The organism is Kineococcus esterisolvens (assembly GCF_050871405.1).
GTDB lineage: Bacteria > Actinomycetota > Actinomycetes > Actinomycetales > Kineococcaceae > Kineococcus.
The window spans coordinates 1-13,700 of the sequence record NZ_JBJLRI010000092.1; the positions used below are offsets into that span (position 1 = coordinate 1).

General features: G+C 76.7%; 10 protein-coding genes. 5 read left to right on the plus strand and 5 right to left on the minus strand.

Translation table 11 applies throughout. The annotated features are described in order from the left end of the window. The first annotated feature begins 276 nt into the window (after positions 1 to 276). From ACRYR8_RS19240 to egtD, 4 genes are read left to right on the plus strand one after another with little or no spacing between them, the layout of a single operon-like run. Entirely contained in the window at positions 277 to 1,563 is a 1,287-nt protein-coding gene (locus ACRYR8_RS19240; protein WP_432486182.1) for a glutamate-cysteine ligase family protein, read from the plus strand. After that, on the plus strand, positions 1,560 to 2,909 hold the full coding sequence (gene egtB, locus ACRYR8_RS19245) for an ergothioneine biosynthesis protein EgtB (protein WP_432485940.1): 1,350 nt from the start codon (positions 1,560 to 1,562) through the stop codon (positions 2,907 to 2,909). The genes ACRYR8_RS19240 and egtB overlap by 4 nt, the downstream gene beginning before the upstream one ends. After that, the gene (gene egtC, locus ACRYR8_RS19250; RefSeq protein WP_432485941.1) at positions 2,910 to 3,608 is read left to right on the plus strand and encodes an ergothioneine biosynthesis protein EgtC; all 699 of its coding nucleotides are present in this window, start codon (positions 2,910 to 2,912) and stop codon (positions 3,606 to 3,608) included. Between the two features lie 23 nt (positions 3,609 to 3,631). Then, complete coding sequence (gene egtD / locus ACRYR8_RS19255) at positions 3,632 to 4,603, plus strand: L-histidine N(alpha)-methyltransferase (RefSeq protein WP_432485947.1); 972 nt, start codon at positions 3,632 to 3,634, stop codon at positions 4,601 to 4,603. Between the two features lie 30 nt (positions 4,604 to 4,633). On the opposite strand, the gene ACRYR8_RS19260 is transcribed toward egtD, so the two are convergent. From ACRYR8_RS19260 to ACRYR8_RS19280, 5 genes are all read right to left on the minus strand, one after another. Beyond that, a complete protein-coding gene (locus tag ACRYR8_RS19260; protein ID WP_432485942.1) occupies positions 4,634 to 5,899 on the minus strand; it encodes a methyl-accepting chemotaxis protein in 1,266 nt (421 codons plus the stop codon). Between the two features lie 62 nt (positions 5,900 to 5,961). Next, positions 5,962 to 6,390: a globin gene (locus tag ACRYR8_RS19265; RefSeq protein ID WP_432485948.1), complete on the minus strand. Its 429-nt coding sequence runs from the start codon at positions 6,388 to 6,390 to the stop codon at positions 5,962 to 5,964. Positions 6,391 to 6,407: 17 nt separating this feature from the next. Next, the gene (locus ACRYR8_RS19270; RefSeq protein ID WP_432485943.1) at positions 6,408 to 7,967 is read right to left on the minus strand and encodes an SDR family oxidoreductase; all 1,560 of its coding nucleotides are present in this window, start codon (positions 7,965 to 7,967) and stop codon (positions 6,408 to 6,410) included. Between the two features lie 86 nt (positions 7,968 to 8,053). Next, positions 8,054 to 9,148 carry a mechanosensitive ion channel family protein gene (locus ACRYR8_RS19275; protein WP_432485944.1) on the minus strand — a complete coding sequence of 365 codons (1,095 nt, stop codon included), beginning with the start codon at positions 9,146 to 9,148 and terminating at the stop codon, positions 8,054 to 8,056. Between the two features lie 43 nt (positions 9,149 to 9,191). Continuing rightward, positions 9,192 to 11,336: a prolyl oligopeptidase family serine peptidase gene (locus ACRYR8_RS19280; RefSeq protein ID WP_432485945.1), complete on the minus strand. Its 2,145-nt coding sequence runs from the start codon at positions 11,334 to 11,336 to the stop codon at positions 9,192 to 9,194. Between the two features lie 113 nt (positions 11,337 to 11,449). Here ACRYR8_RS19280 and malQ point away from each other — a divergent pair, with 113 nt between their 5' ends. Beyond that, a complete protein-coding gene (gene malQ, locus ACRYR8_RS19285; RefSeq protein ID WP_432486183.1) occupies positions 11,450 to 13,657 on the plus strand; it encodes a 4-alpha-glucanotransferase in 2,208 nt (735 codons plus the stop codon). Positions 13,658 to 13,700: the final 43 nt, after the last annotated feature.

A 13,700-nucleotide genomic window follows, 5' to 3' on the forward strand; every position in this document is an offset into this window, starting at 1 on the left:
GGGCCGCCCCCCCGCCCGCCCCCCCCCCCCCCCCCCCCCCCCCCCCCCCCCCCCCCCCCCCCCCCCCCCCCCCCCCCCCCCCCCCCCCCCCCCCCCCCCCCCCCCCCCCCCCCCCCCCCCCCCCCCCCCCTGGGGGGTGGTGCGGGGTGGTGCGGGGTGGTGCGGGACGGCCTTGCCGGGTCCGCGAGGGCGTGCGAGGCTCCCGGAGAGGCCACTGCGGTGGTCCCACGCCGACCCGCGGCTCCTCGGAGCCGGTCCGGACCTGGAAGGGGCCACGTGCCAGCGCTGTCCTCCCTCGAACACGCGGGCGAGGGCGACACGGGGGACCGCGACGTCCCCCTGGACGTCGCCGCCGTCCTCGAGCAGGTCGCCGCCGGGGCCCTGCGCGCCGGCACCCCCGGCACGGTGGGCCTGGAGCTCGAGCGGCACGCCGTCGACCTGCGCGCTCCGCTGAGGCGGGTGCCCTGGGACCGGCTCACGGGCGCGCTGCGCGGCGTCGAGCCGCCCGCCGGGTGCCGCCTCACCCTCGAACCCGGCGGCCAGGTGGAGCTGTCCAGCCCGCCGCTGCCCGGTCCCGCAGCCGCCGTGGCCGCGCTCCAGCGCGACGCCGCGCACGTCGACGCGGTCCTCGCCGCCGACGGCATCGCCCTGCTGAGCACCGGCACCGACCCCGCCCGGCCGCCCGAGCGGGTCAACCCGGGCTCCCGCTACTCGGCGATGGCCGAGCACTTCACCGCCGTCGGCCACGGCGCCGACGGCGCCGCGATGATGTGCTCGACCGCGTCGCTGCAGGTGAACCTCGAAGCCGGCCCGGCCCACCGGTGGCCGCAGCGCCTGGAGCACCTGCACCGCCTGCTGCCCGTGCTCGCCGCGCTGTCTGCGTGCAGCCCCCTGCTCGCCGGTCGCGCGACCGGCGAGCGCAGCGCCCGCCAGGGCGTGTGGCGCCGGCTCGAACCCGGCCGCTGCACCCGGCCCGCCGACGGCACCGGCGGCCCCGACCCCGCCGGGGAGTGGGCCGACTTCGCCCTCGCCGCCCCCGTCATGCTCGTCCGCGACGGCGAGGACGCACCCTGCCGCCCGGTGGGCGATCCCGTGTCGCTGGCCGACTGGGCCGGTGGTCGCCGGCGCCTGCACGGCCGCGCACCGACCGTCGCCGACGTGGACCTGCACCTGAGCACGCTGTGGCCCCCGGTGCGGATGCGCGGGTTCCTGGAGGTCCGCGTCCTGGACGCCGTGCCCGCCGCCTGGTGGCCGGGTCTGGCGGCCGTGGTCGCCGCCGTCGTCGACGACGACCGGGCCGCCGACGCCGCCGCGGCCGCCGCCGAGCCCGTCGCGCACCGCGCCGCCGACGCCGCCCGCCTCGGCCTGGCCGACCCCGCCCTGGCCCGCGCCGCGCGCGGTGTGCTGGCCGCCGCCCTGCCCGCCGTCCCCACCGGGCTGCGCGGCGCAGTCGAGGCGTGGGCGGAGCTCACCGCCGCCGGCCGCGGCCCGGCCGACCTCGTCCTGGACCGTGCCCGGCGCTCCGGCCCCACCGCCTGCCTGACCGCGGAGGAACTGCGATGACCGACCTCGACACGAACGACCTCGACACGACCGGCCCCACCGCGACCGGCCCCACCGCGACCGGCCTGGACGCCGCCGTGGCCGCGCTGGAGTCCGCGCGCCGCACCACCCTGGCCCTCACCGACGCCGACGACGCGGAACTGACCGCCCAGCACTCGCCGCTGATGAGCCCGCTCGTGTGGGACCTCGCCCACGTCGGCCAGCAGGAGGAGCACTGGCTCCTGCAGGCCGCCGACCCCGACCGGACCCCCGTGTTCCACCCCGCCGTCGCCTGCCTGTACGACGCCTTCGAGCACCCCCGCGCTACCCGCACGCGACTTCCGCTGCTGGACGCGACCGCCTCCCGCCGCGCCCTGGCCGAGGTGCGCGGGCGCGTGCTGGACGCCCTGGAGCGCGCCGAGCGCACCTCGCCCGGCAGCACCCGCTTCAGCGCCGGGATGGTCGCCCAGCACGAGTTCCAGCACGACGAGACGATGCTCGCCACCCACGGCCTGCGCACCGGCGCGCCGCTGCTGACGGCAACCCCCACCCCGCCCGGGCGCCCCGTCCGCCCCGACGCGGTGCTCGTGCCCGCCGGGCCGTTCCCCCTGGGCGCCGACCCGGTGGCCGAGCCCTGGGCGCTGGACAACGAACTGCCGCAGCACTTGGTCCACGTCCCCGCGTTCCGCATCGGCCGGGTCCCGGTGACGAACGGGGAGTGGGCCGCCTTCGTCGAGGCCGGCGGCTACGACGAGCCCCGGCTGTGGAGCCCCGCCGGGTGGGCGCACCGGGTCGCTGCGGGGCTGCGCGCACCCCTGTCGTGGGAACCCGACGGCGCCGGGTGGTGGACGCACCGCCGTTTCGGCGTCGTGCGCGCGGTGGACCCGGCCGAACCCGTGCAGCACGTGGACTTCCACGAGGCGCAGGCCTACGCCCGCTGGGCCGGCGCCCGGCTGCCCACCGAGGTCGAGTGGGAGAAGGCCTGCGCGTGGGACCCCGCCGCCGGGCGCCGGCGCCGCTGGCCCTGGGGCGAGGCGCCCGCCACCGCCGAGCGCGCCAACCTCGGTGGGACCGCGCTGGGGCCCGCGCAGGTCGGCGCCTACCCGGCCGGGGCCTCCGCCCACGGCGTGGAGCAGATGATCGGCGACGTGTGGGAGTGGACCACGTCGGGTTTCGAGCCCTGGCCGGGTTTCTCCCCGATGCTGTACGACACGTACTCCGCGCCGTTCTTCGGCGGCGACTACCGGGTGCTGCGCGGCGGTTCCTGGGCCACCGCTGCCGCCGCGGTGCGCCCGTCGTTCCGCAACTGGGACCACCCGGTCAGGCGGCAGGTCTTCACCGGCCTGCGCCTGGCCTGGGACGCCTGAGTGTGCCGCCACGTCGCCTGGCTCGGCGCCCCCCGCACCCTCGCCGGGCTCCTGCTGGACCCCGGGCACGGGCTGCTGCACCAGAGCTGGGAACCGCGGCGGCAGGCCCACGGCACCGTCAACGCCGACGGATGGGGCGTGGGCTGGTACTCCCCGGCCCGTCCCGAACCCGCCCGCTGGCGCTCCTCGCGGCCGATGTGGGCGGAGGCGTCGCTGACCTCCGTCGCCCCCCACGTGGCCTCCGGGTGCGTCCTGGCCGCCGTGCGTGACGCCACCGTCGGCATGCCCGGTGACGAGAGCGCCTGCGCCCCCTTCGCCCGCGGTCGCCACCTGCTGTCCCACAACGGCGTCGTGGACCGTTCCGTCCTGCCCGCCGAGGCGTGGCCGCGCGCGGAGTCCGTGTGCGACAGCGCCGTGCTCGCCGCGCACCTGCTCGACGAACCCGCCGCGCTGGGGGAGCGGGTCGCCGCCGTCGGCGCCGCCGACCCCCGCGCCCGGCTCAACGTGCTGCTCGCCGACGGCGAGCGGCTCCTGGCCACCGCGTGGGGCGACACCCTCAGCGTCCTGCAGGCCCCCGACGGCGTCGCCGTGGCCAGCGAGCCGTGGGACGACGACCCCGCCTGGAGCGACGTGCCCGACCGGACCCTCGTGACCGTGACGCCCGACGGTGTCGACCTCACCCCGCTGGAGATCCCGTGACCACCGCCCGCACCACCGACGCGCTGCCCCTCGTCGTCGAACGGCACCTCACCCCCGACGTCCTCGCCGCCGGCCTGCGCCGCGACGTGCGCGCGGGGCTGACCGGGACGCCGAAGACGCTGCCGCCCAAGTGGTTCTACGACGAGCGCGGCAGCCGCCTGTTCGACGAGATCACCCGGCTGCCCGAGTACTACCCCACCCGCCGCGAGCGGGAGCTGCTCGAGCGCGTCGCGCCGGAGGTCGCCGCCGGCACCGGCGCGGACACCCTCGTGGAGCTCGGCAGCGGCACCAGCGAGAAGACCCGCCTGCTGCTGGCCGCCCTCGCCGACGCCGGGACCCTGCGGAGGTTCGTGCCCTTCGACGTCGACGGCGTCACCCTCGTGGCCGCCGGCACCAGCGTCGCCGCCGCCCACCCCGGGGTGCTCGTGCACGCCGTCGTCGGCGACTTCGAGCACCACCTGGACCGCCTGCCCCGCGGCGGGCGCCGTCTCGTGGCGTTCCTCGGTTCCACCATCGGCAACCTGGAACCCGGCCAGCGCGCGGAGTTCCTGCGCTCGCTGGCCGCCACCCTCGACCCCGGCGACGCCCTGCTGCTGGGCACGGACCTCGTCAAGGACACCGCTCGCCTGGTCGCCGCCTACGACGACGCCGCCGGCGTCACCGCGGAGTTCAACAAGAACGTCCTGCACGTGCTGCGCCGGGAGCTGGGCGCCGACGTCGACCCCGGTGACTTCGAGCACGTCGCCGTCTGGGTCCCCGAGCACGAGCGGGTCGAGATGCGCCTGCGCGCCCGCCGCGCACTGACGGTGCGCGTCCCGGCCGTGGAGCTGGAGGTCGCCTTCGCGCGGGGCGAGGAGCTGCGCACCGAGGTGTCCAGCAAGTTCCGCCGCGAGACCCTCGCAGCGGAGCTCGCCGCCGCGGGGCTGGACCTGACGCGCTGGTGGACCGACGCGCGCGGCGACGTCGCGCTGAGCCTCGCGGTGCCGAGGCCCTGAGGGGCCGCGGCACCGCGAGGCGGCCGGGGCCTACGCGCCGCCGGCGATCCGCTCCAGGACGTCCACGTCCGCCGTCATGCCCGCCACCTCGTCGGCGGCCTGGCGGGCGCTGGTGACCACCCTGTGCAGCGCCGCCGACTGCTCCTCGATCGCGGCGCTGAGCGCACCGTTGTGCTCGGCGAGCTCGGTCACGCTGGTGGTGATCTCCGAGACGCGCACCGCGGCCGAGGCCACCTGCTCCTGCACCTGCGCGAGGGTCTGGGTGATGGCGTCGGCGTTGGACCCGGACTGCTGCGCGAGCTCCTTCACCTCGCCGGCGACGACGGCGAAGCCGCGCCCGGCCTCCCCGGCACGGGCGGACTCGATCGTCGCGTTCAGGGCCAGCAGGTTCGTCTGCTGCGCGATGGACTGGATGACGTCGGAGGCCCGCATGATCTGCGCGCTGGACGACTCCAGCGAGCTCATGAGCGCCGCGGTGTCCTGCGCCCGCTGCTCCACCACGGCCGTGATGCGGTCGGTGGCCTGCGCGGTGCGCTGCAGCCCCTCGAGGGCGCCGGAGACCGCCTCGCTCACCTGCGCGAGCTGCGCCGTCTCCACGCTGACGTGCTGGGCGGCCCGGGCCAGCGCGGACGCCTGCTGCGAGACCTGCTCCTGCAGGGCCTGCCGGCGCGCGAGCTCGGAGGCGGTCGCGGTGGCGCGCTCCTCCTCCTGGCGGGTGGCCTCGGCGGCCGCTTCGCGCTCGGCGGCGGCGGCCGCGGCCTGCGCCTGCAGGGCGGCGCCGGTCGCCGCGTCCAGCCGGCTGCGCATCCACAGCATCGCCCCGCCGAGCGACGCGAGCCCGATGACGGTGGCCGCGGTGTACGCCGCGGTGTACGTCGCGGTCACCGCCGGGTCACCGGTGCGCGACAGCGCGATCACCGTGCTGGCCCCGGCCAGCACGAGCACGACCAGCAGCTCGGCCCCGCCCAGGGCGAGCCCCGTCCACATCGCCAGGCAGCCGGCGGCGAGCACCGCTCCCAGCATGGTCTCGGGGGCGAACCAGGCCAGCACGCAGAGCACCACGCCACCCGTCCACGGCGAGGCGGTGAACAGCCACCCCGGGGCGGTGGTCCAGTCCACGTGCCGCTGGGCCAGCCCGTACAGGAACGACGTGCTGCTCAGCGCGACGGCGATCCAGCGCCCCTGCTCCTGCACGCCGAGCGCGACCACGACGATCGCCACCCCCGCCGCCATCCACAAGTACGGCAGCATCCGGCCCGCGAGGACCCGGCTGCTCGACCTCTCACTGCTTCCCATGTCGTTCTCCATCGGCACCCCGGGCGCCGCTCTGCAGCGCCGCGGGTGAGCCGATCGGGGGATCAGTCCTCGAAGGTGTTGAGCATGCTGTGCGCCGCACGCTCGAGGTAGTCCCACAGCAGCCCGTGCTGCGCCGGCGGCAGCCCCAGGGAGTCCACCGCCGCGCGCATGTGCGTCAGCCACCGGTCCCGCGCGTCCGGGTTGACCTTGAAGGAGGCGTGCCGCATCCGCAGCCGCGGGTGGCCGCGCTGCTCGGAGTACGTGGTCGGGCCGCCCCAGTACTGCTCCAGGAACATCCGCAGCCGCTCCTTGGCGGGGCCCAGGTCCTCCTCCGGGTACATCGGGCGCAACCCGTCGTCGGCCGCCACGCCGTCGTAGAAGGCGTCCACCAGGCGCACGAACGTCTCGTGCCCGCCGATCTCGTCGTAGAACGAGAGGGTGGTGCCGTCCGGGCCGCCGGGCTTGCGGCCGACGAGGTTCTGCGGGCGCACGAGGGGCAGGTCGGGGCTCACGCCACCAGTGTCGCCCCTGGCCGCTCCCGCCGGGCCGCGGTCTCCGCCGCGTGCTTGACGTTGCGCTGCATCCCGCCGAAGACGACGTCGTGGAAGGGGCTGATCGACGCCCAGTACACCTGCCCCGCCAGGCCCTTGGGGGAGAACAGGGCACGCTGCCGGAAGAGGGTCCGTCCCACCGGGTCGGTCTCCACCCGCAGGTCCAGCCACGCCAGGCCCGGCAGGCGCATCTCCGCGCGCAGGCGCAGCAGTCGGTCCTGCTCGCGCTCCTCCACCCGCCACCAGTCCACCGCGTCGCCCACCATGAGGTGGTGCGGGTCGCGCCGGCCGCGGCGCAGGCCCGGGCCGCCGGAGAAGCGGTCCAGCAGACCGCGCACCGCCCACGCCATCGGCCAGGAGTACCAGCCATGCTCACCGCCGATGCGCTCCAGCACCCGCCACAGCACCTCCGGCGGGGCGTCCACGACCGTCGTCCGCTCGTCCACGTACAGGTTGCCGCCCGCCCAGTCCGGGTCCGAGGGCAGCGGGTCGCTGGGGGCGCCCGGCACCGACGCCGAGCTCCAGCGGGTGGTGACGTTCGCCTCCTGCACCCGCTGCAGCGCCAGGCTCACCGCCTCCCGGAACCCCAGCAGACCCTCCGGCGGATCGGGCACGTGCTCGGCGATGTCGTGCTCCTTGCACACCACCTCGTGCACCAGGCTCTCCACGAGCGGCCGGGCGATCTGCTTGGGCACCGGCGTCACCACGCCCACCCAGTGGCTGGACAGGCGCGGGGACATCACCTCCACCGGCAGCACGCGCCGCTTCGGCAGCCCTGCCACCTCGGCGTAGCCGCGCATCATGTCCAGGTACGTCAGCACGTCCGGGCCGCCGATGTCGAAGGCCCGGTTCACCTCCGGCGGCATGTCCGCCGAGCCCACCAGGTAGCGCAGCACGTCGCGCACCGCGATCGGCTGGATGCGGTTGCTCACCCACTTCGGGCACACCATCACCGGCAGCCGCTCCGTCAGGTACCGCACCATCTCGAAGCTCGCCGACCCCGAGCCGAGGATGACGGCCGCGCGCAGCACCGTGGTGGGCACGGGGGAGTCCAGCAGGATCTCCCCGACCTCCCGACGCGACTCCAGGTGCGTCGAGAGCTCCTCGTCCTCCGGGTACAACCCCCCCAGGTACACGACCCGGCCCACCCGCTGCGCGGCGGCGGCGCGCGCGAACGTCCGCGCCGTGCGGCGGTCCTCCGCGGAGAAGGACCCGCCGCTGCTCATCGCGTGGATCAGGTAGTAGGCGACGTCGACCCCGCGCAGCGCCTCGGTGATCTGCCCGGTGTCGGAGGCGTCGGCCCGCACCACCTCCACGCGGCCGACCCACGGGCGGTCCCGCAGCACCTCGGGCCGCCTCGCCACCGCCCGCACCCGGAACCCCGCCGCCAGCAGCTCAGGCACCAGCCTGCCCCCGATGTAGCCGCTGACACCGGTCACCAGCGCCAGGCGGCCGGTGCCGTCCCCGGCCTCGTGCGCCGGGTCCGGCAGGGAGCCCGCAGGCGTGTCGTCGTACACGCGGTCAGTGTCCGGCGCCGGGCAGCCCACCGCGACCCGGCGCCCGCGCGCCGGCCCGGCCCGGCCCGGCCCGGGACGACGGACGCTCAGGACCCCCGGTGCACCGACTCCGGGTCCACGTCCGCCGTGGTCTCCGCGCTGACGTCCGCCTCGCTGCGCGGCGGCGGGTGCGAGCCCGCCGCGGCCGCCGGGTCCGCCGTCCCCGGGCGCCGGGGCTGCTGCGGGCGGCCGCCGTCGTTGCGCAGCCACACGGTGCGCTGCGGGAAGGGGAACTCGATGCCCGCGGCGTCGAACGCGGCCTTGATGCGCCGGCGCAGCTCCCGCTGCACCGCCCACTGCTGCAGCGGCGCCGTCTTGACGACCAGGCGCAGCACGATCGCGTCGGCGGCCATCTGCTCCACGCCCCACACGTCGGGGCGCTCCAGCACCAGGGGCTTCCAGTCCTCCTCCTCCGCGAGGGCGTCGCCGACGCGCTGCAGGACCTCCTGCACGTGCGCGACGTCGGCGTCGTAGGCGACGGACACGTCCAGGACGGCGCGCGCCCAGCCCTGGCTCTGGTTGCCGACGCGGATGATCTCGCCGTTGCGCACGTACCAGACGGTGCCCTGCACGTCGCGCAGCCGCGTCACCCGCAGCCCGACGGCCTCCACCGTGCCGGTGGCGTCGCCCAGGTCGACGACGTCGCCGACGCCGTACTGGTCCTCGGCGAGCATGAAGAACCCGGACAGGAAGTCCTTCACGAGCGCCTGGGCGCCGAAGCCGATGGCGACACCGGCGATCCCCGCCGACGCCAGGAACGGGGCGATGGACACGCCCACGATGTCCAGGACGGACATCACCGCGGCGATGCCCAGCACCAGCGTGGTGGCGCTCTTGAGGACCGAGGCGATGGTGCCCGCGCGCTGCTCGCGCCGCTCGGACAGCAGCGGCGAGGACTCCAGCAGCCCGTACCGCTTCGTGCCGCGCCCCCCGAGGCGGCTGGCCCCGGTGGCGATGCCGGTGGCGACGCGGCCGATGAGCCGCAGCAGCAGGTAGCGCGCCACGAAGCAGACGACCAGGACGATGAGGATCTTCAGGGGCTTGTCGAGCAGGAACTGCCCGACCTCGCTGGCGGTCTCCGTCGCCGCCTCGGTGGCCTGGGCGGTGTCGGTCTGGATCACGTCGGACAGGGCGTCGGACACGGGGGGGTGGGGCTCCTTCGGGGTGGTGGGCCGGTGCGGTCGATCAGGACGGGTCGAGGCCGGTGGCGGCCGCGGCGAACGCCAGGGTGTCGCGCACGAGCCCGGCGGTGCGCGAGACCGAGCGCGCGCCGTGCCCGACGTCACCCTCCCGGCGCAGCAGGACCGGCCGGTCGGAGGACGTGGCGTGCTGCAGCGCGGCGCACAGCTTGCGCGCGTGCAGGGGGTCCACCCGCGAGTCGCCGTCGAAGACGGTGAACAGCACCGCCGGGTAGGCGGTGCCCTCCACCACGCGGTGGTACGGCGAGTACGACAGCAGCCAGCCGAACTCCTCGGCCACGGCCGCCGAACCGTACTCGTCGCTCCAGGTGGCGCCGAGACCGTGCTGCTCGTAGCGGACCATGTCCAGCAGCGGCGCGGAGCACACCACCCCCGCGAACAGCTGCGGCTGCTGCGTCAGGGCCGCGCCCACGAGCAGCCCCCCGTTGGAGCCGCCGTGCACGCACAGCTGCTCGTGCGTGGTCCACCCCTCGGCGACGAGGAAGCGGGCGGCGGCGTGGAAGTCGTCGAAGACGTTCTGCTTGTGCTCGCGCATCCCGGCGCGGTGCCAGTCCTCGCCCTCCTCGCCGCCGCCGCGCAGGTTCGCCACCGCGTGGACGCCGCCGGCCTCCACCCACGCCAGGGCGTCGGGCGCGTAGTGCGGGGACAGGCTGATGCCGAACCCGCCGTAGCCGTACAGGAGCGCCGGCGCGGGCGTGCGGGGCCGGCCGTGCTCGTCGAGGGCGTCGGTGCGCGCGGTCACCTGCAGGCGCACCACGGTGCCGTCGTCGCTGCGGTACTCCAGCAGCCGGCTCGTCACGGGCGGCACGTCCACGACGCCGGGCGGTGCGGCGTCGACCACGAGGGAGCCGTCGCGGGCGTCGAAGCGGTGCACGTGCGCGGGGCTGGTGGTGGTCGTGAAGGCGAACCACAGCTCGTGACCGCCCTCGGGGCGCGTGAGCAGCCCGCCGGCCGAGCCGGTGCCCGGCAGCTCGATCGTCCCCGCCGCGCCCGGCCGGCGCCGGCCGGTCGCCAGCTCGTGCACGCTCAGCGACGACACGGCGTGCCGCGTCCAGCCGACCACCAGCAGCGGGTCGGCCAGCTCGGGCCCGTCCAGCACTGCGACGTCCTCCAGCAGCGCGTCGTCCGCCTGCGGCACCAGCTCGCGCCAGTTCGCCACGCCCGGGTCGGCGGGGTCGGCCACCGCCAGGCGCCCGCGCGGCGCGTCCAGGTCGGTCAGCAGGTACAGCCGCCCGTCCCGGCCCACCCAGGCGCTCGTCTGCGCGTCCAGGCCCGTGACGACCTCCCGCAGCACCGGCTCGCGCGGTGACGACGACGCCAGGTCCGCGATCCACACGTCGTTGCGCGGCGCGGTGCCGTCGGACGCGCTGACGACCAGCCAGCGCCCGTCGCGCGAGGTCCACACGCCGTAGTAGTTCGTCATCGACCGGCCGGCGCCGAACACCTCCACGTCGGTCGCGGGGTCGGTGCCCACTCGGTGCAGGTACACGCGCCGGTGGTACTGGCGCTCCGCCTCCAGCAGCTGCTCCGGCGGCAGGCGGCGCACGTAGTAGAAGGCGCGGGGTTCACCCTCGCGGGCCGGGAGCCACGCCACGGGGGAGTAGCGGGCCCGGTCCACCGGGCCGTCGACGACCTCGCCGGTCGCCACGTCCAGCACCCGCAGCACGCTCTCCTCGCTGCCGCCCTCCGAGAGCTGGTACGCCAGCAGGTCGCCCTCGACGCTGGGCCGCCAGGAGTCCAGCGTCGTCGTCCCGGACGGGTCCAGCGCCACCGGGTCCACCAGCACGCGCTCCGGCCCGTCCGGGGTGTCGCGCACCCGCAGCACGGCGTGCTCGGCGGCGGGGTCGCGGCGGCTGCGGAACACCCGCTCGCCGCGGTGCACCGGCGCACCCACCGCACCGGTCGACATCAGCTCGCGCACCCGCCGCTCCAGGCGCTCGCGACCCGGCAGCGCGGCCGCGAACCCCTCCCAGGCGGCGTCCTGCCAGGCCGACCACTGCCGCGTGCGGGGGTCGTCGGCGTCCTCGAGCCACCGGTACGGGTCGGCGACCGCGACGCCGTGCAGCTCCTCCACGAGGTCCAGGCGCGGGGCGGGCGGGGTGCTCGCGGGGGTGCTCGCGGGGGTGCTCATGGGCGCCCACCCTAGGCACCGGGTGCGACGCCCGGGGGTGTCGCGGCGTGCACGTGCCGGGCGGGAGCCGTGTGGACGGGCCGGGACGGGCGCCCCGTGGCAGAGTCGGCGCCGTGCCGTCCGACGCCCCGCGCACCGCGCCCCGGGACCGCCCCGACCCGCAGCTGCTGGAGCTGGCCGCCGCCTGCGGCGTGGCCACGCGCTTCACCGACTGGCGAGGTCGTGAGAGCGCCGTCCACCGCTCCACCATCGAGGCGGTCCTCACCGCGATGGGCCTGGACGTCTCCGGCCCCGCCGCCGTCGACGACGCCCTGCGCGAGGTGAGGCTGCGCCCCTGGCGGCGCACGCTCCCGCCGATCGTCGTCACCCGCGAGGGCCGCACCCACCACGTGCCCGTGCACGTCCCGCACGGCGACCCCGCCGAGCTGGTCGTCGAGCTGGAGGACGGCGGGGGCTGGGCCGGGCTGCGCCAGGTCGACCGGTGGGTCGACCCCGTCCACGTCGACGGCCGCCTCACCGGCCGCGCCACCTTCGAGGTGCCCGACGACCTGCCGCTGGGCTGGCACGTGCTGCGGGTGCACACCCCCTCCGGGGACTCGGCCTGCCCCCTCGTCGTCACCCCCGACGCGCTCGAGCTGCCGCCCGCGCTGCAGCGAGGGCGCAGCTGGGGCTACCAGGCGCAGCTGTACTCGGTGCGCTCGGCGCGCTCCTGGGGCGTGGGCGACCTCGCCGACCTCGCCGAGCTGTCCTCGGCGGCCGCCGAGCAGGGCGCCGGCTGGGTCCTCGTCAACCCGCTGGCCGCGGCCTCGCCCGTGCCGCCGATGGAGCCCTCCCCGTACCTGCCGACCACGCGCCGCTTCGTCAACCCGCTCTACCTGCGGGTGGAGGACGTGCGGGAGGTCGCCTACCTCCCGCCCGCCGACCGCGCCGCCGTGGAGGAGCTCGCCGCCGGCTGCCGCGCCACGAACACCGACCCCGGCGAGATCGACCGGGACGCGGTCTGGGCGGCCAAGCGCCGGGCGCTGGAGGTCGTCTTCCGGCACGGGCGCACCCCCGCCCGCGAGGCCGCGTTCCGCCGCTACGTCGCCGACGAGGACCCGGGCCTGAGCGACTTCGCCACCTGGTGCGCCCTGGCCGAGCGCCACGGCCTGCCGGTGAGCGCCTGGCCGCGGGAGGTCGCCACGCCCGAGGCGGCCGCGGCCTCCGGAGCCGCCGCCGAGCTCGCCGAACGCGTCGACTTCCACCGCTGGCTGCAGTGGCAGTGCGACGAGCAGCTGCGCACCGCGCAGGACATGGCGACCGCCGCGGGCACCGGTCCGGGCATCGTCCACGACCTCGCCGTGGGCGTGCACCCCGACGGCGCCGACGTGTGGTCCCTGGGCGACGCCCTCGCCCACGGCGTCACCGTCGGGGCCCCGCCGGACGCGTTCAACCAGCAGGGCCAGGACTGGAGCCAGCCCCCGTGGCGGCCCGACCGCCTCGCCGAGCAGGCGTACGCCCCGTTCCGGGACATGGTCCGCACGATCCTGCGGCACGCCGGCGGCCTGCGCGTCGACCACGTCCTGGGGCTGTTCCGGTTGTGGTGGATCCCGCAGGGCTCCCCGGCCTCGGAGGGCACCTACGTGCGCCTGGACCACGAGGCCCTCATCGGCATCCTCGCGCTCGAGGCCCAGCGCGCCGGCGCCGTCGTCGTCGGCGAGGACCTCGGCACCGTGGAGCCCTGGGTGCGCGACTACCTCGCCGAGCGCGGTGTGCTCGGCAGCGCCGTGCTGTGGTTCGAGTACGACGGCGCCAGCCCGCGCCCCCCGGAGGACTACCGCGAGCTGGCGCTGGCCAGCGTCACCGTCCACGACCTGCCCCCCACCGCCGGGTACCTCGCGCAGGAGCACGTCGCCCTGCGCGACCGCCTCGGGCTGCTGACGCAGCCCGTCGAGGAGGAGCGCCGGCGAGACCGCGCCGAGCAGGACCGCATCCTCGGCCTGGTGCGCGAGCGCGGCCTGCTGCGGGAGGACGCGGGGGAGCAGGGGACCGTGGAGGCCCTCCACCGCTACCTGGCGCTGGCGCCCTCGCTCATGATCGGCGTCTCCCTGGTCGACGCCGTCGGCGATCGCCGCACCCAGAACCAGCCGGGCACGTCCCTGGAGTACCCGAACTGGAAGATGCCGCTGACCGGGCCGGACGGGCGGGTCGTGCTGCTGGACGACCTGCCCACCGACGCCCGGGCGCGCTCCCTGGCGCGCGTCGTGGACGCCGCCGTGCGCGAGAGCCGCGCGCCCGGGAGCGGGGGGCCCCGGGGCGACGGCGCCCCTCCCGCTCGCTGACGCCGGCCGGGACGGGCGGTCCCCCCCGGTCCGCCCGTCCCAC